We start from the raw sequence: 20880 nt of genomic DNA, 5'->3' as shown, positions 1-20880 counted from the left end.
CGTTCCTGCAGGGCCTTTGCGCGGAATCAAGGCAACGATCCTGGGATCCAATATCCTTCACAAGATCTGTTGGAGAGCACTTTGAATAAGAGCCGAACTTTCCAGCCGTTTTGGCAAGGAGGAGAGCTGGGAAAGCGCCTTCTCCTTGCCGTCATGGCTTTAGCGTTGCTCGCCGGCACGGTCGCCTGGCTTGCGGACCGGCCCGATCTCAGCGCCTCGTCCTGGGCTGCCGGCACCGCGGTCATCCTTGCGAGCCTCCTTACCGAGATCGCGATCAGTCTCGGTAGGAAGGAATTCGGGCTGGATCTCATTGCGGCGCTTTCGATGGGCGGCGCCCTTCTTCTCGGCGAATACCTGACCGGCAGCATCGTCGCACTGATGTACACCGGTGGACAGGCGCTCGAAGATTTCGCTCAAAGGCGCGCACGCCGAGAACTGACGGCGCTACTCAGTCGGGTACCGCGCACCGCCCCTCGCTATGTAGATGGGCAGTTGCAGGAGGTTTCCGTCGAAGAACTGAAACCTGGCGACCGGATCCTGGTGCGCCGTGGCGAGGTGGTGCCGGTCGACGGAAACGTGATGGATGGCATCGCCGTGCTCGACGAGGCGGCTTTGACGGGCGAAGCTCTGCCGGTCCGCCGCCGGTCCGGCGAGCCGGTGACGAGCGGCACGACGAACGCCGGCGACGCCTTCGAAATGCTCGCCGCAAATTCGGCGAGCGACAGTACCTATGCGGCAATCGTCAGGCTGGTGGAGGAGGCAAGAGCCGCGAAGGCGCCGATGGTTCGGCTCGCCGACCGCTACGCGTTGGGGTTTCTCGCGATCACCCTCCTTCTCGCCGGCGGCGCTTGGGCCGTGAGTGGCGAAGCGATCCGGGCGCTCGCCGTCCTGGTCATTGCGACACCGTGCCCCCTTATTCTCGCGGTCCCGGTGGCGATTGTCTCCGGTGTCTCCCGTTGCGCCGCCAAAGGCGTGCTCGTGAAGGGCGGCGGCGCGCTCGAGATGCTTGCGCGCGTGAAGACGGTGATCCTCGACAAAACCGGGACAATTACCGATGGCCGGGCCCGTCTTATCGAGGTCAAGTCCCGCACCGATCTCGACCCTTTGGAAGTGCTGCGTCTGGCCGCATCGCTGGATCAGGGCTCGCACCACGTCATCGCCCGCGCGCTGGTCGCAGCCGCAAGAGAGCGGGGATTGCGGCTGGCCGCACCATCTGGATCCCGTGAAGAGGCGGGCTCCGGCGTGACCGGCTGCATCGACCGCCACGAGATCGCGGTAGGCGGCTGGGATTTCGTCAGCGCCAGGATCGAGGAGACCGCCTTCTCGCGAGACATCCGGGAGTGGATCAGGAGGGATGGCACCGTTTCGGTTCTCGCCGCGAAGGACGGAACTCTGGCGGGGGCGTTTCTGCTTGCGGACGAGGTCAGACCGGAGGCCGGCAGCGTGCTGAGGCGATTGCGCGAGGCCGGCGTCGATCGGATCGTGCTTGCGACCGGGGATCGCACCGAGCTCGCGGAAAGCCTTCAGTCCTTCCTCGGGTTGGACAGCGTTGTCGCCGAATTGAAGCCGGAGGACAAAACTCGGATTGTGGAAGCGGAAAGATCGGCAGGACCGGTCATGATGGTGGGCGATGGCGTCAACGATGCGCCGGCTCTCGCAGCCGCCGATGTTGGGGTGGCTATGGGCGCGCGCGGGGCGGCTGCCTCCTCGGAAGCGGCGGACGTCGTCATCCTGGTGGACAGGCTCGATCGCCTCGTCAGCGCCATCCGCATCGCGCACCGGTCACGCAGCATAGCCCTCCAGAGCGTCTATATGGGCATGGGCCTGTCCGTCGCTGGCATGTTTGCGGCTGCCTTCGGCTACCTGACACCGATTCAGGGTGCACTGCTGCAAGAGGCGATCGACGTCGTCGCCATCTTGAACGCGCTGCGCGCTCTTGGAAACCCTAAGCGCGGCTGGCGGAAAACAACACATTTGCCACACGCGGAGCTCATGCAGCTCGAAGCCGAGCATCGTGCCCTGATGGACGTGGTGGACGAGCTACGCCATACGACCGAACGCATTCAGAACCTGCCGAAAACGGAAGTCCGTAAGGAGCTTGCGGACCTGGACGCCCTGCTCCGTCGACGTCTTCTGCCGCACGAGCGGCACGACGACGAGGAACTCTATCCGAGACTGCGCAGTCGGGCGGCCACGCCGGATGCCCTTGCCGGCATGAGTAGGGCTCACATGGAGATTCAGCGTCAGGTCCACAGCCTGACCTCCCTTCGAAAGGCCCTCGGCGCGCATGGGCCGAGCCCGGCGCAGCGCTACGAGATCCAGCGGCTGCTCCACGGGCTCGAAGCGATCACCCGCCTGCACTTTGCCCAGGAGCAGGAAATCTATCGCTTGCTCGAGGACGAGCAGTAGGAAAGAGCGGATCGAAATCGGCCGATCGCTTTGCATCTCATCGATCCGTTTGAGGGACATCAAAGTCCTCCGGGCTCAACCCGACTAGGATACCCGCAAGGTTGAAATTCTAGGATGGCGGCCATGGGTCGGATCGGGTGGGTGTTGTCAGCGGTCTCTATCGCTGTCGTGGTCGCAGGCGGGCTAGTTTTCCTGTCCTACAGCAATGACATCGACCGCGCGCGTTTCGCGGTCGTCAGTGGCGCGCGAGTTGCGAATACGGCCGCAGGTCCGATCGAATATGCCGAAAGGGGTGACGGCATTCCGCTCCTGTCCATTCATGGCGCGGGTGGCGGGTGGGATCAGGGGCTGACCAACGTTGCCGACCTGGTCGGAAACGATTTTCGTATTATCGCCCCGTCGCGCTTCGGGTATCTGGGGACGTCGATTCCGTCCGATGCGTCGCCCGCCGCCCAAGCCGACGCCCATAGGGCGCTGCTCTCCTGGCTTAAAATCGACAGGGCCGTGGTCGTCGGTGTTTCGGCTGGCGCGCGCTCGGCAATCGAACTGGCGCTTCGCCATCCGGATAGGGTGTCAGCTCTTATTCTGATCGTCCCTGGAACCTACGCGCCCGAGAGTCCAGTGATGGTCGAGGGGAGTCGTGGCAGCGCGTTTGTCTTCTGGCTGGTCAATACCGGGGCCGACTTCGCCTGGTGGGCGACAGAAAAGATTGCTCCGTCGGTTCTCATCCGCTTCCTCGGCGTGCCGCCCGAGGTCGTTGAAGCGGCCCCGGCGAAGGACCGAAACCGGGTGATGGCCATTATTCGCAGCGTCGAACCGCTTTCGCAGCGCTTCCCCGGCATTAACATCGACAGTGCGCCCGATCTCCATCGCCTGCCCCTCGAGAAGATCGCCGCTCCCACCCTGGTCGTCTCGGCCGAGGACGATCTGTTCAACACGCTCCCCGCAGCCAAATTCGCGGCCGGCAGCATTCCGGGCGCGAAGTTAGTCGTCTACGACACCGGCGGGCATCTGCTCGTTGGACACGGGGAGAAAGTTAAGAGGGCCGTCAGCGACTTCCTTGCTCAGACAGGCACAATGCAACCTTCCGGGTCGCGTGGCGGGCCGTCTGTTCGGCCAGATTCGCCCGCACCGTCGTCGACTCGGTCATGATCGAGACCGCTAGCAAGGCATGCAATGGCATGCCTCACAATTTTACGGAGCGCAGCAGATGACCAGGCGCGTCACAATTGTCCAGGGCCATCCGGACCCAGCCGGGCAGCACCTCCTGCACGCCATGGCTGACGCTTATGCCGATGCTGCCACGGCAGCGGGACACCAGGTGCGCCGCATAGAAGTGGCCAAGCTCGAGTTCCCGCTGCTGCGAACCCAGGAGGATTTCGAGACCGGGGCATTGCCACCCGACCTGGAGCAATCGCGTGAGGATATGCGCTGGGCAGAACACTGGGTCTTTCTGTTTCCTCTTTGGCATGGAACGATGCCCGCCCTGCTCAAGGGCTTTCTCGAGCACATCTTCAGGCCGGGCTTTGCGATGGAATACAAGAAGGGCGGCTTTCCGAAGCGGCTGCTGGCCGGGCGCTCCGCCCGCATAATCGTCACAATGGGAATGCCGGTGCTTCTTTATCGGTGGTATTTCGGCGCCTATGGCGTGCGCAGTTTCGAGCGTAGTATGCTGGGCTTCGCCGGAATCAAGCCTATTCGCGAGAGCTTCTATGGCCTCTCGTTTGCCGACGAGAAGAAGCGCTCTCGCTGGATCAAAGACATGCGCGACTTCGGCAGACGGGCGCGCTGACTTCAACCTCAAAGCGGGGAAACTCATTCCTGCTGGTCAGATAGAAAGGTCGCCAGTTACGCAAGGCCGTTTGAACGCGGCGGCCCCTCAGCGCATTCTCCTCTGCTAACGACCCGGTCGCTTGAGTGCAGCACGAACAGATCGCCCGATCTACCTTTACGAGAGGCTCGCGATTGGAGACCGACTTTGAGCTTGATCAAGGAGTTTCTGTGCGCGCGAAGCATAATGCTTGAGTGAACACAGATTGGTGGCTCCACTCGCACGCGTGCCGGGAGGACGAAAATGCCCTTGAAGTTGGTCAGTGGAATGATGGAGGCATCCGGTGACGAGGCGCTTCTGATCATGGGAAGAGACGTCGGAGGCGACGAGATCGTTCTTGTTACGAAGGAAGCGCTGCTCGACATCGCCGATCCGCCGCTGTGCAACGAGTGCCGCCTACAGGAGTATGTCTCAGTCTTCAGCGAAATCGCGTCTCACAAATTCGATGGCAAAGAGCTCACGTCTGATGGGCGCGTGACAGTAACTGCGACTGATGTGTCTGCTTGGAAAGCTCTTCACCCGGACGCGGCTTGAGATGTGTTGCTTGCAACCCTGGCCGGTGACACGAACGCGAGTTGCTGGTGAACCCAATAGGACCTGGCTGCAATGAAGCGAATAAGCGGTTTTCAAAGCGCTGTCACCGTTGCTCTCCTTTCGATGGTCGTCGGCGAGAGCGCCGCGGCCGATCGACTCCGCGGCCGCGGCATCGCCCAACGCTGGTGCAGCGAATGTCACGTCGTCACACCTGGACAAATGCGCGGCTCTGATACGGTCCCGACATTCGCTCAAATTCGTAAATCGGAGCAGTTTGACGAGGCGAAACTTTCGGATTTCTTGGCTGCTCCTCACCACTCCCGCATGCCCAATCTGTCGCTGACACGTTCCGAGATTGCCGATCTCGTCGCGTACATCAAGGCGAAACGACCTTAGTTGATTCTGCTCCGGCCGAGGAGAACGACGTCCGACCGGAGAACGTAGTGTGAGCGCAATGACTGAAATAAACTATCTCTGGCCCCTGGCAGGCGGCCTCCTGATCGGCCTGTCGGCAGGCCTCTACCTTCTGCTGAACGGAAGGATAGCCGGGATTTCCGGCCTCGCGGCCGCCGCAGCCGGCTTGACCCATGACGGCGACAGCAAGTTGGGACTGGGTTTCCTCGCCGGCATCATCGCAGGCGCTTGGCTGACGGCCACGCTCGTCCGCCACCCCGACATCACGCTCACGTCTTCGCCAGCACTGCTGATTGCCGCCGGACTCATCGTTGGCTATGGCACCCGGCTCGGATCGGGCTGCACGAGCGGCCACGGCGTTTGCGGGCTTGCGCGGCTTTCGCCGCGTTCGCTTGCCGCCACAGCAATCTTCATAGCCGTTGCGGGCGCGACGGTCTTCGTCACCCGCCATCTCGTTGGAGTCCAGCCATGAGGGCCCGCATGTTGGCAGCGATTGTGTGCGGGCTCATCTTCGGGGCGGGTCTGGTAATCTCCGACATGATCAATCCCGGACGTGTGCTGGCGTTCCTCGATGTCGCGGGTAGCTGGGACCCGTCGCTGGCCTTTGTCATGGGTGGCGCGCTGATCCCTTCTGCCGTGGCCAACATCATCCGCAGCCGCGGCTCGGCTCCCTTGCTCGACAGCCGCTTCTATGTGCCGACGAATAGATCGATCGATTGGAAACTGGTGACTGGCGCGGCCCTGTTCGGACTCGGCTGGGGACTGGTGGGGTTCTGCCCCGGCCCCGCTATCGCTGCATTGTCGACGGGGCGATGGGAGGCCGCTCTCTTCGTTGCGGCAATGCTGGTCGGCATGTTGGTTTACCGCTTATCACACCGCCAGCGCCTTCCGAACTACTCGGCAAATTGAAAATGTACTCCCTCCGCTTGGGTGAAGCGCGATGTGGAGGCACTTTGTGGATGGGTAAAGCCGGCCGCCGGAGCGAAAAGCAGCAGGTGAGGTGCTCCTGCCCCGCAGGCATTCAACGCAGGGCTCGCTCAGAAAGGGCAGTAAACCGATCAGCCATTCATGCAGCTTCCAGGACGAGGCAGCCAGAACCAAAGTCCGTTTCCCTTGCGCGAACCAGACCTCAGCCGAGGGACGTCCGAGCTTCCGGTGCCCACCCGAATCGGACTTCCATATAATATAGTGTCTCCTGCTTCATCGTGATAGGCACGCTTTGCCTCCAGCCCCATTCACGAGAATGGCCCACCAACGTTCCGCAGAGTGGTCCGCGAATTGGAGACAAACGTTCCTGTGATCGGACATATCGATTGGGGCGACGGTACCGGGCATGGTGTCTATCGGTTTCTGATCTTGCGGCGGGTCTTCGGCGTAGGATCCGGCTCGACTCACGCGACGAACTCTCTCGATCTTCTATCGATTGCCCACGATGCGCCGGGGGCGGCGTGTTCCCTTGTCGAACGTTGGAATGCTAGGGATGCAGATGATTTCCGCTAGGTCGACCGCCGACATTACGACGACTACCTGGGCATCGATCTCGATCAGCGTAGGTTCCCCGCGGAGAGCCGCGAGGGAAATCAGGAAGAGTTTCGCTCGCGCCTCCTTCACCGTGGCAGGCCCACCGGACGCGTTTGCGAGGATCCCTCGGATGTAACCGATGGCTTTCTCGGGCGGCAATGGTCGGAGGCGAACCAACTCCGATTTCCAATCATGCGGCATCGGACTTCCCCTGCGCCCGGAAAAGCGTCGTCGCCCTGATGCCGTCAACGCAACCCTCCTTGTTGAGAATCGCCGCAAGCTCGCAGATAAAGGGCGAGTTCCTGATCGCGATCTCCTTCGCTCTCTCGTACTGCTCCGCGAGCATCCCCTCGACCCGCTGATTGACGCTCCGAACCGTCCGGCGAATCCTATCGAGCTCCTCGAAGCTGCCGGCCGAAAGGAAGTTCGTGATGCCGCCCATGCCAAGCTGGGCCACCATGGTCGTGGCGAGGTCGGCAGCCCGCTGCAGGTCGCTGCCCGGCCCCCCCGATCCATCAAGATGGTCGCCGAAGAACACGAACTCGGCGGCCATCCCGGCAAGCTGGGTCACGAGGTTGTTCATGTAGAACTCGCTCGTCGGAAGGCGGTCCTCGCGTTCGAAGTAGGCGGCGCCGCCTAACCCGACGCCACTGCGGAATCCATCCATGACGACCGCCCCGGCGAGCCTGCCGACGTCAAGGGCGAGCCCCGCTGCCACGTGTCCAGCCTCGTGGACGCATATGCGGTCGCGCAGCACGCCCTCGATGGGCTTCACAGGGGGCAGCGACGCCAGGACGTCGTCAACCGTAACCTCCCCCGCTCGTGTTCTGGCCCGGCGGCGCGCGTCTTTGGCGAGCTGGGCGAGTTCGGCTCCGGAGAAGCCCTCGGTCGCTGCGACGACGCGATCGAAGTCGTTCGTGCTTAGGGCAGCTCCAAGATGTGTGGCCAGTATCCCCTTGCGAGCGCCGATGTCCGGTAGGGATAATGGAAAATTCCTGCCGAGCCGGCCCGGCCTGAGCAATGCCGCGTCGATGCGGGCGGGGTGGTTGCAGGCGCCAACGACGACGACTCCTTCTCTACGATACGCGCCGTCAAGACATTCAAGCAGCGCGGCGACAACCTCGGTGCAATACTGGGCATTGTCCCCGCTAAACTTGGCTCTGTCGCCGACGCTGTCGAACTCGTCCAACAGCAGTATCGTCGGCGCTCTCTCGGCAGCGAGCTTGAACGTCGCTCGCATTGCCTTCAGCATCTCGCCCAGATGACCGGCTGACTGCCACTGAGCAATTGACGAGGCGACAAAAGAGCAGTCGCAGCTTCTCGCCAGCGCCCGTGCGAAAAGTGTTTTACCAACGCCCGGTGGACCGCTCAAAAGAGCGCCGGAGTCTAGGTCCTCCCACGGAAGTTTGCCATCCCTCCAGTCAGCCAGTTCCGAGACAATGACACGAGCCCACTCCCCTGCGGCACCGTACCCGGCAAGCTGCTCAACAGGCGGAATCTTTCGGTCGAGCGTGCTCTGTTTCGCCACCTCAAGCCGCCTCAGGGTGTCGGAGTGGCTTCTTCCTGGGCGAAGGGCCGCAAGGACATCCTCAAGAGGAAAGGCTAGCATTCGCTCGGCGACGACGGAGTCAAGCACGACGTCGTGTACTGTTTTGACGGCATCGGCAAGTACGGCGGCGTCGATCGGGTGGACGGGCTTGACCGTGTCCGCGGCCGCGACAACATAGGCGGGGATTCCATCTTCCTTCTCAAGGAAGATCACAACCCGCCGGTTGGCCCGAAGAGATGCCTTGATATCGGTGTAGTCGTGCCTCCCTCTCATGCTGGTCGTTGCCAGACCGAGATCGACATTGGCTAGCACCGTTTCCGCCTTCTTCAAGTCGTAGAAGGCGCGCTCGAAGTCCTTCCGGGTCTCTTCCGGAATCAGCAAAGCAAGCGTGAACGGCTCTCCGCGAAACACCGGCGCATGCTGCCGAAGGGATTTGCGGAGAGCCAGCGTGCATGCAACACGGGCAAGATTGGACGAAGCATTTTCCGTATCGGAACGTCTGGGCATGGCGACTACTTCCTGAAAATTCGGACCTCGGTGTGCGGAGCGAGCAGCTCCGCGTCGAGATCGACGGTGACAAATCTATGGAGGATAAGGGAGGACAGGCCGGCCATCGGATTGACCTCCCGGAAGACCGACAGGCACTCGGCAACGGTCGCAGAGCCTTCTTGTTCGAGCGCCGCAAGAAGGCGTATCCTGTCACCGAGAGGCGTCCGATAGCCCGAGTAGCGAAGGAGGTCCTTGGCGTTCTGAAGGCGGTGGCCGGATCGAATGTCCGAGGCCGTTACGAACCGATGCCAGATACGTCGGCATGCGGCCGCTTCCGTGACCTCGGGATCGCCCTCGTCCTCAACCGCGTGAAGATAAACGTCACGGCCGTCCGCGTAGGTTGCCAAGAAATCTGGAGGCGGTCCCTTCCATCCGATGTCCAGAAGGACGTCATCCAGCCCGTATGGCCGGCAGCACCAGGCGACGACTTTATCATCGACGTCCAACAGGCAGCCCAAGTCTCGCGCGAGTTGAGATCGAAAGTATGAGGGATTCGAGCACCGTACTGTCCCGAACGGGCGGAAACGCTCATGAATGGCGTGCGCGGCATCGGAGGCCGGTCGGCCACTTGCATCTGAAGGATTCATCGTCTGTCTCCACAGCAACTACCTAGGCGCGCCGCGATTGCGGCGGTACGGTCAGCGTTGTTGCGGTTGTCGACGGGTCCTGATCATGGTGAGAACAAATAAAGAACGAAGACTTGGGCGTCAAGGCGCCTCGGGAGGAAATTTTAGACTGGGGCTTTCACCGTCAAAACTGTCCGTCGCTCGTGTCGGCTCCTTACACTTGCAAAGAGTGAACCGTGGCTGGATAACTGCGAGCGGGTGGTCTGGAGGAGAGCGCGGATGATCCGAAAAATCTTGCTGGTGTCGTCCATCGGCAGCCTGTTGACGACCGCAGTTGCGGCAGCCGAAGTTGACATGACCATGTTCGGTCATCATGTCTCCATCACGAAAGCTGCGGAACAGGGCAACCCTCGTCTCGACGGCCCGCTCGACACATGCTTCGGCGTCCGCGTCGATAGGTCTGCAGAATCCCTCACCCTCTCCACTGCCCCGACGCCGAACAAGGCGGGCGAGAAATGGATCTGGACGGCGTCGGACGGCCTCAAGGCAGTCCAGGGCGACAAGTTTGTGGCGGACAGCTCGAAAGGCTGGGCTCAACTGCGGGAGCGCACGGCATCACATCCGAGCGAACTGCTGGACTACGTCGAGATCGGGAACGAGATAGCCAGCATGGCCGGACCTGATCGGGAGCTCGTCAACGACATCCTGATGGGCGTCGGCTCCGGCGAGTTCAAAGGCGACTACTTCGTTGGACTGACCTGCTCCCGCCACATGTGCCTGGATCAGGAAGGTCTGGTCATCGCCGACATGCAGAACAAGAAGATCTACCTGGCTTGGAAGCCCTCGGGACAGAAGATCAAGGTCAGCCCCCCCGTCAAGGAGTAGCCCGAGAAAGCAAAAGCCGAAATCCGCGAGTGGGCCGCGAAATGGAAGTGAAGCGCTACGCCTTCGTCCTTGCCCTGAACGCCACGGCCTCATCTACGACATCCGCTACGGGCCGCGCGATGTCCACCCACCGTGCGAGTGCAATCAGTCCGCGTGCCGGCAGTTTCTCGCTGTTGCAGATGCTCGCGCTCTCCTGGTTGTGGAAGGCCGCGAACGCCACCTGTTCGTTGAGCACCTGTTCAGCGTAATGGGGGTGTCCATCACTACCAGATGGGCCTGATAGCGCTTCATGACCTCGATAGTTTCCGCGGCGGATCGCGCGAGGAGGACGGTCGCCCTCGCGTGGGAGAGCGCAGTATCCAGGCGTCGGGCAACGTCCGGCTGGTGCTGGACGACGATGAATCCTTCGAGAGGGGGTGCTGGGAAGGTTATCAGAGCAACATCTTCACCCCCTGGGCGGCAAATCCCGGTCGCAGTTACCTTTTGTCAGCGGGTTTCAGGCATCTTCGCGGCAGCAATGGTAACCGCGTGACGAGTTCGGCCTGGTGGGTAAGTGGGAAGAGACGCGCCGTTTGGTTCTTGAGAGAGACGGCTACCAGTGCGTTTCGTGCTCAACGAAGCTGAGTTCGCGCGACTCCGACATCCATCATCTTCTTCCGAGATCGATGGGAGGCTCCGACGAACTCTCGAACCTTGTTACCCTCTGCGATGGCTGCCACGCGGCGCATCACCCGAACCTCGCCGGGGGCCTGGCACGCCGGGTGATCGAACGATGGGCGATGCGTCTAGCCCGCTGGCTGGACAGCGAAGCACGCGCACTCGAGGCCGAGATAAACTTCGGCCCTGTCCTTCGGTTGTTCGGCACGTTCCATTTTCGCGGAGGGCAGCTCCCGATAGTGCTTGCGGCGCTATCGGGGAAATCGATCCTGGTCGTCAGTCCCACAGGATCAGGGAAGTCGCTTTGCTTCCAGCTCCCTGCCCTGCTTCGCCGTGGGATTACAATTATCGTCAGTCCTCTAAAGACCCTTATGAGCGACCAGGTCTCCGGGCTCCTGCGAAAGAAGATACCGGCTACCTTTATCAACAGCGCACTCGGTTCTGAGGAAAAGGAGATCCGCTATTCCTTGATTGGCAGGAACGCGGTGAAGTTCCTCTACGTTGCTCCCGAGCGCTTCTTCGTCAAACGACAGCGAGAACGCGACGCACTCTTGCGCAGCCGCCCCGAATACCTTGTCGTCGACGAAGCCCACTGCGTCGATCAATGGGGCCGTGACTTCCGGCCCGAATATGGGCGGCTGAAAGAGGTCCGCACCAGCCTTGGTTCGCCACCGGTACTTGCCTTCACCGCCACTGCGGGACAGGCTATGCAGAAGCGAATCCTTTCGTCCCTCGGCATAGAGGACGCGACAGTGTTCGTCCGCGGCGTCGACCGTCCCAACATTGCGCTGATCAGATGGAGCGCGCCGCCGGGAGCTCGTCACCTGGAGATCGCCAAGCTGCTGCGGCTCTTTATGTTCGCGGACCGCAAGGCGATGATCTTCGTACCGACGGCACGCGTTGGGCAGGAACTGCAGAACGACCTCCGAAACAATGGCCTCGAGATTCCCTTCTATCATTCGAAACTCGGAACCGAGTGGGAGCGACAGGAACTGCTCAAGCGGTTTCAAGGAGAGAGCCGTCCGGTCGTCAACCACATCATCTGCACGAACGCCTTCGGCATGGGATTGGATGTTCCAGACGTTCGTCTGGTGATCCATTGGCAGCAGCCCGCTTCGGTAGAGGACTATTTACAGGAATTCGGCCGAGCTGGTCGCGACGGCAGGCAGTCTGTCGCCGTTACGTTCATCGAAACCGGACGCCGCGCCGGCCGCGATGTTGGACTCCTTCGGTTTATGGCCGAAAAGACCGCAAGCGGTTCGGGCCTGGATGAGATCACTGCGCGGGCGATGCTGCTGCAGCGGTTCTCTCAGATAGACGACCTCACCGCCCTGCTTGGCTCGAAGAACTGCTTCCGTAAGGGACTCGTCGAGTATTTCGAGGGGCCGAAAGTACTTGCGCGCCAAGGACCTGGACGGGCGATCTTAAACTGGGTTTTCAGCAATGAGGTCAAGCAGCAGCGCTTCAGATACTGCTGCGACCGGTGTGCAGGTCTAGATCCCCGTTTCGAGTCCTTACCGGACCACGTGACATCGGTCGTCGCTAACGGGTGAACCGGTGACCATCAGTGATGCGCCGTATGGGGAGGGGTTACGCGAGCATTGTATTCCGCGTTTCCAATCTCGCGGCGTCTTTCTCCAGACAGACCAGATCAAATGATCCGATATCCGATCAAGTGATCTAATATCGAACCGATCATTGTTCTGACTAATCCGAGTTGCGAAGCGTCGTCCCGGATCTGCGCTCAGCCCGCACTATGCCGCCCCGGCCTCCTGTCACCGGTTGACGGCGACATGAATACGACGGTCACCCTTCTTGACCCTGAAGCTTCGCCAATTGTCTCGACCATGGCGATGAGATAGCGTAAGAACAAAACAAGAACAACCAACTGCTGCTCGAAACCTCGAGAATTGGGGAGCAACCAGAGGAGATCGTCTGGTGAACGACGAACAAGGGGCGACGCCGCATTACGAGGCTGGTCCATATGTTCACTACTGCGAGCACTCCGGCTGCAAGGAATGGGGCAGCTTTGGCTTTGCGCGCGGCAGGACCGAGCCGAAATGGTTCTGTTTCGTACATAGGCCGGAATGGAAGTCGCGCCATGAGGCACAGCCGCAGCATTGACCTTGTTCCTGAAATACATGCGTTCGACCCGGTAAGCGGCATAGGCCATCTGCGTCTTGCCGATCTCCAGGAAGAACAGATCCTCGGCGCGCGCTGCGCCGCGTGCGACTACAAGAACTGGATGAACCGATGGGAGATCGCCCGCCGGTTCGGCAGCGAGCGAACTCTTGACGAGCTGCGGCAGATGCTCCGTTGTGGGCGCTGCGGAAACAAGGGCAACAATGGCTGGCGGCTCGGCAGGATCGACCGCGACTCGGAGTGGGTGGATGTGCAATCGGTACCGCATCGAAGTTCAATTTGACGAGCTATGGCACGCGGCGCGGCCGCATCGGGACATGACCAACCGTGCCAATCCGACGACCGAGGTGTTTCCGGACAAGCTAGGGCCGGTCGTCCGCAACAGCGCCGACGGCGAACGCGAACTGGTCAATCTCACCTGGGGAATGCCCTCCCCGCCGACGGTCACCAATGGCAGGCCGGACTATGGCGTCACCAATATCCGCAACCTCGATTCTCCGCACTGGCGCGGCTGGACCGGCGTCAACAACCGCTGCCTCGTGCCGTGGACAGCCTTCTGCGAATACGAGGACACCAGGCCAAAGAAGACGGCCCGCTGGTTCGCCATCGATGACCAGCAGCCGCTTGCCTTCTTCGCCGGCATCTGGACGCCATGGAAGGGCGCGCGCGGCTCGATAAGGACCCCGCGCACCGGCGAGCACGAGCTGTTCGCCTTCCTCACCTGCGAAGCGAACGCGCTAGTGAAGCCGATCCATCCTAAGGCGATGCCGGTCATCCTGACCGACCCAGCCGAGATCGAACTGTGGCTGACCGCCGAGTGGAAGGATGCCAAGGCGCTGCAGCGGCCGTTTTCGGCCGAGCGGATGACACTGCTGCCAGTCGAGACCACACAGGAGGCTTTGTTGCTTTGAGGGGATCAACTGCACCTAGCGGCAGCACTTCTGCTGCCGGCCGACATCGCCATTCCTGCGGAGACCCTCACCGGCCGAGCATCCGTGATCGACGGCGATACCATCAAGATCAGCGGCGAGCGCATTCGCCTGCACGGCGTCGACGCTCCGGAAAGCTGGCAGACTTGCGAGGACGGCGACGGCGGCAACTACCGGTGCGGCAAGGAGGCTGCCTTCGCGCTCGACCGGTTTATCGCAGCGTCCCGGCCGACCCGCTGCGACTTCCTCGATCGCGATCGATACGAGCGCTTCGTTGCAACGTGCTTCCGCGCCGACGGACGAGAGGTCAATCGGTGGCTCGTGGAAAGCGGAAACGCGATCGATTGGGGAAAGTACAGCGGCGGTGACTATGCCGACGTTCAGCGAGCCGCGCGATCAAAGGGTACCGCTATCTGGCGCGGCAAGTTCCAGTTGCCTTGCGAAGCTCGCGCCGAGCATGCAGGCCGAGAGGGTTCGTGCTGAAGGACGTCTGCTGTCGAAGTTTCCGCTCGGCGCGCGAGGAACCAAGGTGCTCTGACAATCTGATCTGATGGTCGGTGAAATGACATCCCGTAGCAGCGAAAATTCACGGACATCTGACCCGGCGCGACAGCGCAAGATCATCCATATCGACATGGACGCCTTTTACGCATCTGTGGAACAGCGTGACAATCCGGAACTGCGCGGCAAGCCAGTCGCAGTCGGCGGCTCTGCCGCACGGGGCGTCGTCGCCGCGGCAAGCTACGAGGCGCGGAAGTTCGGAGTGCATTCCGCGATGCCTTCTGTCACGGCCAAGCGCAAGTGCCCTGACCTCATCTTCGTCATTCCGCGTTTCGACGTGTACCGTGCCGTATCCGAGCAAATCCGGCAGATTTTTGCTGAGTACACGCCGCTCATCGAGCCTCTGTCTCTCGACGAGGCCTATCTCGACGTCACCGAAAACCTGAAGGGCATGGAGATCGCAACCGACATCGCCGAGGAGATCCGGGCAAAGATCAAGGCAACGACGGGTCTCACCGCCTCGGCCGGAGTGAGCTACAACAAGTTCTTGGCGAAGATGGCGAGCGACCAGCGCAAGCCCGATGGTCTTTTCGTAATTACACCCAGGAACGGCCCCGCCTTCGTCGAGGCGTTGCCAGTGAAAAAGTTCCACGGTGTAGGTCCGGCGACGGCTGAGCGAATGAAACGGCTCGGCATCGAAACGGGCCTGGACCTCAAGACAAGGTCGCTCGTTTTCCTACAGGAGCACTTTGGAAAATCCGGCGCCTATTTCTATGGGATTGCCCGCGGCATCGACCAGCGAGAGGTCAAGCCAGACCGCGTGCGCAAGTCAGTTGGTGCCGAGGACACTTTTGCTGAAGACCTCCTCGAGTTCGAGCCTGCCTCCAAGGAACTCGTCCCCCTCGTCGAGAAGGTCTGGCGCTACTGCGAGGCGAACGCGATCAGCGCCCGGACAGTTACCGTGAAGATCAAGTACTCGGATTTTACCCAGGCGACGCGAAGCAGAACCCTCCCCGTCCCTGTAACCGGACCGGCTGAGATTGCTGAGATCGCGAGGGCGCTGCTTTCTATGGTGTATCCATTCAGGCGCAGCATCCGCCTCCTCGGCGTCACCTTGTCTTCGTTAGATGCCGCGATCGATCCGCCGGTTTCGCAGCTCAAGCTGGCTCTATGAACACCATTGTGTTTCGAGGAAGACCTTTTCCCAAAGCTGCTCGCAACAGCTCGACGACCGCAGTCTTGATTGACCTCGCCGCGCAACTTTGCCGTCAGGGCAGTGGCATAGGTGATCGCAGTTGAGCAACTTCGACCATGGACTGGCTTCCGATGCCTCCTGGGTCGTCAACGAGGCTGCTATTCAAGAAGCCGTGGGCGATCACGAGCCTTCCTGAGACATGCGCCGCGTCATTTCCCTGGTTAATCCGGCCCTAGCCACGCAGTTCCCCTCGAAGTGAAATAGCGTCTTCGGGGCGGCTACCGCAAAGCACGACAGCATCCTGCTTGACGTTCTTCCACCACGGGTCCTCGCCTCCAGCAAGACGACGGACATCATTGAAGTCGAGTCCGACAACATTCGGCAGAAAGCCCAACTTCTCTGACGGCTCCCTCAATGCCTCCCGGACGCCCGCCACCACTGCGGCGAGGTCGTCCGCCCTTGCGACCAGGCCGATGTCGAGGTCGCTATCCGGCCCGTCATCCCCGCGAGCCGCGCTGCCATAGATGAAAAGGCTGAAGACGGGCTTGTCGGCAGCACTCTGGCGTACTGTATCCAGGACCGCCAAAAACCGTTCTTTCTCGGCTTCAAAAAGCGCCGTCAACACCGGCGCGAGATAGTGGCTGTCATTAAAGCGGTATACCCTCGCATGTGCCGACCCTGACCAGGCGACAATCCCCATGGACTCAAGCGAGCGAAGTCCGAGCCGCACGCTTTCACGGGACAGTCGGCTCATCCGGACGATCTCGGAAGCTGCAAGCATCCCTCCATGCTGCACCAGCGCGCGTAGAACCCTGAGGCTTGAGTCCACGCCGAGCACGAAAGTTAGGGGATTTCTGATCGCGCTTTCTCGTTCCGAACGGGCCAACGAAACTCCTCTGGCTCGCCTTAATACCTGGTCAAACCCCTTAATATCTAGCTATCTGCCTTTTTCAAGAGTTCCATAGGACAGAGCTAGGATTGGGCATTGGGGGCAGGTGCTACCTAGTCTAGTTGCGGACAGAAGGGCGTTCAGTTACCACCGGAGGGACGTAGTGATAAATTGTCGGAACTGGGTGGACCCGAGCTCATGCGTCGAATAAGGGTTCCGTAAATGTTTGGGCAGATCCGTTCTGCTGCACGTCTGGCACTGGCCGCTACGACTCTCGCGGGGTCGCTGACGGCTTTCTACTCGTCGCCCTTCGCAGGCGCTCTTCCTCTCGTGTTTGACCACGAACCCGAAGCCATCACGCGGTACAGGCTGGAGCGCCTTTCGACCGAAACTCTCGTGAAGGAGATTAGGGCAGCCGTTGCGGCGCGCGAGTTTGCCGACGCCGAGGATCTGTTGAGGATCGGACACGAGCTTGGGCATGAGATTCCGCCAGAGGTCGTTGCCTCCACAGAAGAGCCTACTGCTGACGCGTTGTGGAGGCATTCGACTGGGTTCGCCCAAGGTTTCATCTACGGGAAGGTGAATTCGGTACCCAGCATCTTCGGCGCCGTCGCAGCCGACTATTTCGTATTCGGCGACATCCGCGACACCTATTCAGAGGGCAGCAAGCTTCTCTCCGGCATCGATTACGACCGTTTCACTCTCGGCGCTTCCTTGTTTGGAATTGCAATGCTCGCCCCAGGCACGGGAGCGTTCGATGCCGGAGCCTCTGTCCTGAAGAACGCCCACAAGGCGGGCAAGCTGAGCAGCAAGCTGGCAACCCGGCTCGTCCGATCGGCCAACGAAACCATCGATGTCAATATCCTGAAGAAGGGCCTGACCTCGATGCCACCTCCCAAGGTCTCCTTCTCCGGTCTGCCGCGCCTGACGAGCGCCATATCGGATCTCACATTTGCCGACGTTAGGAAGCTCGACTTCTCGAAGTTCGACGGCGCCGTGAAGAATGCGTGGCCGATCGACGCCTCTGCCCTCCGCAGGCAATTCGACGGCGTGCTAAGGCCGGCCGCCATCGACGAGCTTCGGATCGCGGCCTCGAGCATCAGCAGCATCCGAAGCGATGCCGGCATCCGTTCGGTATTCAAGGTCATCGAACGGGCCGACAGTCCTGCCGAACTCGGGCGTTTCAGGTCTCTCGCTAAAGGGATGGGAGATCGGACAGCCGGTATTATACGGCTGTTTGGTAAAGGGGCGATCTGGCTCGGAGACCTGATATTCGAGATCGCCGCCGCGATCGTATTCGCAATCGGCTGGTGCCTCGGTCTCGCATGGACCGCGATGAGTTTCTTTGTCAATCTTCGCCGATTTTTTCTATCTCGCCTTGTGTGACAAGCGAAGGCGATGGCGGCACTATGGCAAGTGGCGGCCGTCGCATATTCGTAGCTGACCCCTGACGATGTAGCTTTCTAAGGAGCGATCGGCAGCACAGTCGCCCCGAGCCTCGACCGATCAGTCACGAGGCCGCAGCCAACCAGACTAGCCATAGGCACGCAGAACGCGACCGTCTAACGATCTTGGCGCCCCCAGGTCGAAGACTCCAACACATCGACCTTCCTTCCGGCCACGGAGAAATCGAATGAAGAACACCCTGCTTGCCGTCATGGATCTGCCGCCGATGGCGCAGACGAATTATAAAGACCGGCAGGCGTTGGAGGACGGCCAGTGGCTTCCGAAAACGGTGGACGCCACTTTAGGAATTGCGCCGCCGCGCGCGCGGCTGGTGCAGCGCCGATTCGTTTCGGCGAGCCGACTAACGCCGGAAGCTTGACCGGGATGGCGACGGCGTGGCGTCCGCGGAGGAAGGGGTAACGTTCCTGCCCCGACTGGCCGACGGCAATCGTCTGCGGAAATGACGAGACCGCGCTGCAAGTCTACGGCGCGGCCGCGGACCTGCGATTGCGGGTGCCGGAGGACGTCCAATCGTCGGTTTCGACGATTTCCAGGTCGTCTCGACGGGTATTCACCCGTCTCTCACGACGATGGCCTTGCCTTATCGCGATATGGGCGCTCTGGCCGTCCGCATGCTGGTCGATATGATCGCCGGCCGGCCGCCGAGAATACGCTCCCGTCCGCGCGCATCGAGTCCATCGACAAGCTTCAGGAACCCGGCAGGCTAAGCTGCCCACCCTCACCCCGCGCGCCGCCCCCTTGTCACGAAGGGTGGCGAGCCGCACGGAAGTCTTGGCGATGAGGGCATCGACGGCTACTTCTTTGTCGAGGACGTGGTCTATCAGTCGTCCATTCGTAGCTTCGCGTGTTCAAGCGGGGACCTTCTTCACCGTGCCGTCATGGTGGACGACGGTTAGGTCTCCGTCCAACGCGTCCTTGATGATCGCCTGCACGATCTCTTCCCCACGGGAGATCACTTCTTCTGTTTCGATGTTCACGTCATAGACAATATCGATGCCATCGAGAGGCAGGTCGTACCCTTCAATTCGAAGAATGTGTCCAGGGAACTTAAAATAGTGCTGCTGGCCTTTAAGCGTCTCGTTGCTGCTCGGTAGGCGCTGCCTAAGATCTTCCAAGCTGGCAACCGGAGCGCCTGAAGCGTCGAATACGATCTGCTCGTCGGTCATGATACCTCCTGACAGTCCGATGCCTTCGGGCGGGAGAGTGTCGAGGAATGCCTGGCTCACTCGAGGTGCGAATTCCACTATGTCGACCTGGACGACATGGCACTTGAGGTGGATGTCCTTGGCGCGCCCGCTCCAGTCAGTTGCGGTCGGTTCTCTCAACTCCTTCAAGGTAATTCCATAATGCTCGGCGAACCTTCTTGCACCGCTCTGGAACCCCACCTTGGTGACGAACAGGCCGCTGAGGTTGTTGACGTCGACAAGGACCCCATAGAAGTCGCGGATTCGTCCGATCGAGACCTCGCTGGAAAACGCCTTGCATTCGATTGCCGTCCGATACGTCTTGCCGGCGATGCGGAATTCCCAGTAAACGTCGATCTGGTGGTTGCAACCGGATTTGCCGGTGACAATCTTGTTGTGCTCCACCTCGATCGTCTCGACGCCCTCGGCCCTGATGATCCGCTCGTAGATGTCGCGAGCCAGTTTCTCATACTCCGTGCCTACAGCTACCTTACTCGGCTGTGACATATGACCTCCTTGTTTTCCTTTCCCTGCATCGCCCTTATCGGGATTGTCCCGGCGTATCCGCTGCTCAGGCGACCTCGCCGACAGATATGAAAGTCCCTCACCCATGTCGAGTTGGATTTCCACCGACATTGCCAGATTTCTAGCCGCGTGGAGGTCGGATCCTTCGCTGCTTCCGGCTCCCTCGTAGGCGGAGCCAAGCAGCTCCTCCTCGGCAGCGCGTCTTCCAGTGATGGGCTGCCTATGCGCCGCGAAGGGCTTCGAGGGAGAGAACGGCGAGTGCCCGATGCCCAATCCAGAGGAGATCGCGGAGCCCATACAGCGGAGACAGGCAGCCCGACGTTCAAGGTGCTCGAGCGCCTCGATATTCTGGGGCAAATCCGCAGCACTGGAGCAAGCTGGTGATCTCGTCCCTGAGAAGGGGATAGGCGACAAGGGAAATGATAATCGACTTTCGGTTGAAGTTCTGCTTCTCTGCTCCGATGCTGAGGGGAGAAGCAAAATGACTACACAGCATCACAACATTCTGGGCGGCGATCGCATTACAAGCCGGCAAGTCGACGAATTGAGGCATTGCGCGGGGGCTTGCGGCGGACGGCTTGGTCAATCAAGCGGAAGTTGAGTTCCTACAGAAATGGCTCGTGGCCAACATCGATATCGGCGACCAGCCACTCCTGCGCACTCTCTATCAGCGAGTGAATGAAATCCTGTCCGATGGTGTTGTGGACGAGGAGGAAAAGGGCGAACTTCTCGATACGCTAAATCGCTTTTGCAACCGTGACTTTGAACTCGGTGAGACGCTCAAATCGACCACACTGCCGCTCTGTCAGCCAGCGCCGTCGCTCACGTTTGCCGGCAAGCAATATTGCTTCACAGGCACATTTAACTACGGGCAGCGTAAGCACTGCGAGAAGGCCGTTGTCGATCGCGGAGCCGCGGTGGGCCCCTGCCCACCCTATTAGCTTGCGAGGCCAAGTGGGCCTCCTCATTATAAGAGCTTCGTAGACTAAAGACGCCTTGCCATGGGAGCCCGGCGTCGGATAGGTGTCGCCGCCGTTTGCGACGGACGGATGTCCGCGCGCCCGATCCGGCAATCGGCCCGAAGCTGCGATATTGGCCAGGTGGATGAACAGGTATGAACGCGAGGTCGCTCT

The 20880-nt window shown here is 60.8% G+C and carries 21 protein-coding genes and 1 pseudogene; 18 read left to right on the top strand and 4 right to left on the bottom strand.

All coding sequences use genetic code 11. From position 1 onward, the window contains the following. Positions 1 to 81: 81 nt before the first annotated feature. From USDA257_RS19220 to USDA257_RS19190, 7 genes are all read left to right on the top strand, one after another. Positions 82 to 2409 (top strand): heavy metal translocating P-type ATPase, encoded by a 2328-nt coding sequence (locus USDA257_RS19220; protein WP_014764620.1) that lies wholly within the window; start codon positions 82 to 84, stop codon positions 2407 to 2409. Between the two features lie 114 nt (positions 2410 to 2523). Then, positions 2524 to 3561, top strand: a complete 1038-nt coding sequence (locus USDA257_RS19215) for an alpha/beta fold hydrolase (RefSeq protein ID WP_086018015.1) — start codon at positions 2524 to 2526, stop codon at positions 3559 to 3561. A 58-nt stretch (positions 3562 to 3619) separates the two neighbouring features. Next, positions 3620 to 4201: an NAD(P)H-dependent oxidoreductase gene (locus USDA257_RS19210; protein ID WP_014764618.1), complete on the top strand. Its 582-nt coding sequence runs from the start codon at positions 3620 to 3622 to the stop codon at positions 4199 to 4201. 282 nt (positions 4202 to 4483) lie between these two features. Beyond that, positions 4484 to 4774, top strand: coding sequence for a hypothetical protein (locus USDA257_RS19205; protein WP_014764617.1), 291 nt, complete (start codon positions 4484 to 4486; stop codon positions 4772 to 4774). A 72-nt stretch (positions 4775 to 4846) separates the two neighbouring features. After that, a complete protein-coding gene (locus tag USDA257_RS19200; RefSeq protein WP_014764616.1) occupies positions 4847 to 5170 on the top strand; it encodes a c-type cytochrome in 324 nt (107 codons plus the stop codon). 58 nt (positions 5171 to 5228) lie between these two features. Further along, positions 5229 to 5660: a YeeE/YedE family protein gene (locus USDA257_RS19195; RefSeq protein ID WP_014764615.1), complete on the top strand. Its 432-nt coding sequence runs from the start codon at positions 5229 to 5231 to the stop codon at positions 5658 to 5660. Then, the gene (locus USDA257_RS19190) at positions 5657 to 6097 is read left to right on the top strand and encodes a DUF6691 family protein (RefSeq protein ID WP_014764614.1); all 441 of its coding nucleotides are present in this window, start codon (positions 5657 to 5659) and stop codon (positions 6095 to 6097) included. The genes USDA257_RS19195 and USDA257_RS19190 overlap by 4 nt, the downstream gene beginning before the upstream one ends. 802 nt (positions 6098 to 6899) lie before the next feature. Here the strand turns inward: USDA257_RS19190 and USDA257_RS19180 are convergent. Together USDA257_RS19180 and USDA257_RS19175 are read right to left on the bottom strand one after the other, a co-directional pair. Then, entirely contained in the window at positions 6900 to 8765 is a 1866-nt protein-coding gene (locus USDA257_RS19180; protein ID WP_014764612.1) for an AAA family ATPase, read from the bottom strand. 5 nt (positions 8766 to 8770) lie between these two features. Beyond that, positions 8771 to 9253 (bottom strand): hypothetical protein, encoded by a 483-nt coding sequence (locus tag USDA257_RS19175; protein ID WP_014764611.1) that lies wholly within the window; start codon positions 9251 to 9253, stop codon positions 8771 to 8773. 399 nt (positions 9254 to 9652) lie between these two features. Here USDA257_RS19175 and USDA257_RS19170 point away from each other — a divergent pair, with 399 nt between their 5' ends. The 7 genes from USDA257_RS19170 to dinB all read left to right on the top strand — a co-directional run bounded on the left by USDA257_RS19170 (position 9653) and on the right by dinB (position 15661). Continuing rightward, positions 9653 to 10258 (top strand): hypothetical protein, encoded by a 606-nt coding sequence (locus USDA257_RS19170; protein ID WP_014764610.1) that lies wholly within the window; start codon positions 9653 to 9655, stop codon positions 10256 to 10258. A 545-nt stretch (positions 10259 to 10803) separates the two neighbouring features. Beyond that, the gene (locus USDA257_RS19160) at positions 10804 to 12468 is read left to right on the top strand and encodes a RecQ family ATP-dependent DNA helicase (protein WP_080605638.1); all 1665 of its coding nucleotides are present in this window, start codon (positions 10804 to 10806) and stop codon (positions 12466 to 12468) included. A gap of 385 nt (positions 12469 to 12853) precedes the next feature. Continuing rightward, the gene (locus tag USDA257_RS34320) at positions 12854 to 13039 is read left to right on the top strand and encodes a hypothetical protein (protein WP_014764607.1); all 186 of its coding nucleotides are present in this window, start codon (positions 12854 to 12856) and stop codon (positions 13037 to 13039) included. Then, positions 13017 to 13340, top strand: a complete 324-nt coding sequence (locus USDA257_RS19155; RefSeq protein ID WP_041414413.1) for a hypothetical protein — start codon at positions 13017 to 13019, stop codon at positions 13338 to 13340. The genes USDA257_RS34320 and USDA257_RS19155 overlap by 23 nt, the downstream gene beginning before the upstream one ends. Then, positions 13306 to 13968: an SOS response-associated peptidase gene (locus tag USDA257_RS19150; RefSeq protein ID WP_014764606.1), complete on the top strand. Its 663-nt coding sequence runs from the start codon at positions 13306 to 13308 to the stop codon at positions 13966 to 13968. The genes USDA257_RS19155 and USDA257_RS19150 overlap by 35 nt, the downstream gene beginning before the upstream one ends. A 9-nt stretch (positions 13969 to 13977) precedes the next feature. Further along, complete coding sequence (locus USDA257_RS19145) at positions 13978 to 14469, top strand: thermonuclease family protein (RefSeq protein ID WP_041414412.1); 492 nt, start codon at positions 13978 to 13980, stop codon at positions 14467 to 14469. 79 nt (positions 14470 to 14548) lie between these two features. Then, positions 14549 to 15661: a DNA polymerase IV gene (gene dinB, locus USDA257_RS19140; RefSeq protein WP_041415434.1), complete on the top strand. Its 1113-nt coding sequence runs from the start codon at positions 14549 to 14551 to the stop codon at positions 15659 to 15661. 253 nt (positions 15662 to 15914) lie between these two features. On the opposite strand, the gene USDA257_RS19135 is transcribed toward dinB, so the two are convergent. After that, entirely contained in the window at positions 15915 to 16568 is a 654-nt protein-coding gene (locus USDA257_RS19135) for a nucleotidyltransferase domain-containing protein (protein WP_014764603.1), read from the bottom strand. Positions 16569 to 16793: 225 nt separating this feature from the next. On the opposite strand from USDA257_RS19135, the gene USDA257_RS19130 reads away from it, so the two are divergent. The 3 genes and pseudogenes from USDA257_RS19130 to USDA257_RS34315 all read left to right on the top strand — a co-directional run bounded on the left by USDA257_RS19130 (position 16794) and on the right by USDA257_RS34315 (position 18745). Continuing rightward, a complete protein-coding gene (locus tag USDA257_RS19130) occupies positions 16794 to 17957 on the top strand; it encodes a hypothetical protein (protein WP_014764602.1) in 1164 nt (387 codons plus the stop codon). A gap of 333 nt (positions 17958 to 18290) precedes the next feature. After that, positions 18291 to 18437, top strand: a complete 147-nt coding sequence (locus USDA257_RS38550; protein ID WP_332908269.1) for an excalibur calcium-binding domain-containing protein — start codon at positions 18291 to 18293, stop codon at positions 18435 to 18437. Positions 18438 to 18464: 27 nt separating this feature from the next. Continuing rightward, a pseudogene (locus USDA257_RS34315) lies at positions 18465 to 18745 on the top strand (substrate-binding domain-containing protein). A 141-nt stretch (positions 18746 to 18886) separates the two neighbouring features. On the opposite strand, the gene USDA257_RS33230 reads toward USDA257_RS34315, so the two are convergent. Then, the gene (locus USDA257_RS33230) at positions 18887 to 19858 is read right to left on the bottom strand and encodes a restriction endonuclease (RefSeq protein ID WP_161623536.1); all 972 of its coding nucleotides are present in this window, start codon (positions 19856 to 19858) and stop codon (positions 18887 to 18889) included. Positions 19859 to 20367: 509 nt separating this feature from the next. On the opposite strand from USDA257_RS33230, the gene USDA257_RS19115 reads away from it, so the two are divergent. Then, positions 20368 to 20688, top strand: a complete 321-nt coding sequence (locus USDA257_RS19115) for a hypothetical protein (protein ID WP_196777085.1) — start codon at positions 20368 to 20370, stop codon at positions 20686 to 20688. The last annotated feature ends 192 nt before the right edge of the window (positions 20689 to 20880 follow it).

This window comes from Sinorhizobium fredii USDA 257, from assembly GCF_000265205.3.
GTDB classification, from domain to species: domain Bacteria; phylum Pseudomonadota; class Alphaproteobacteria; order Rhizobiales; family Rhizobiaceae; genus Sinorhizobium; species Sinorhizobium fredii_B.
This window is presented reverse-complemented; position numbering and strand designations above follow the sequence as displayed.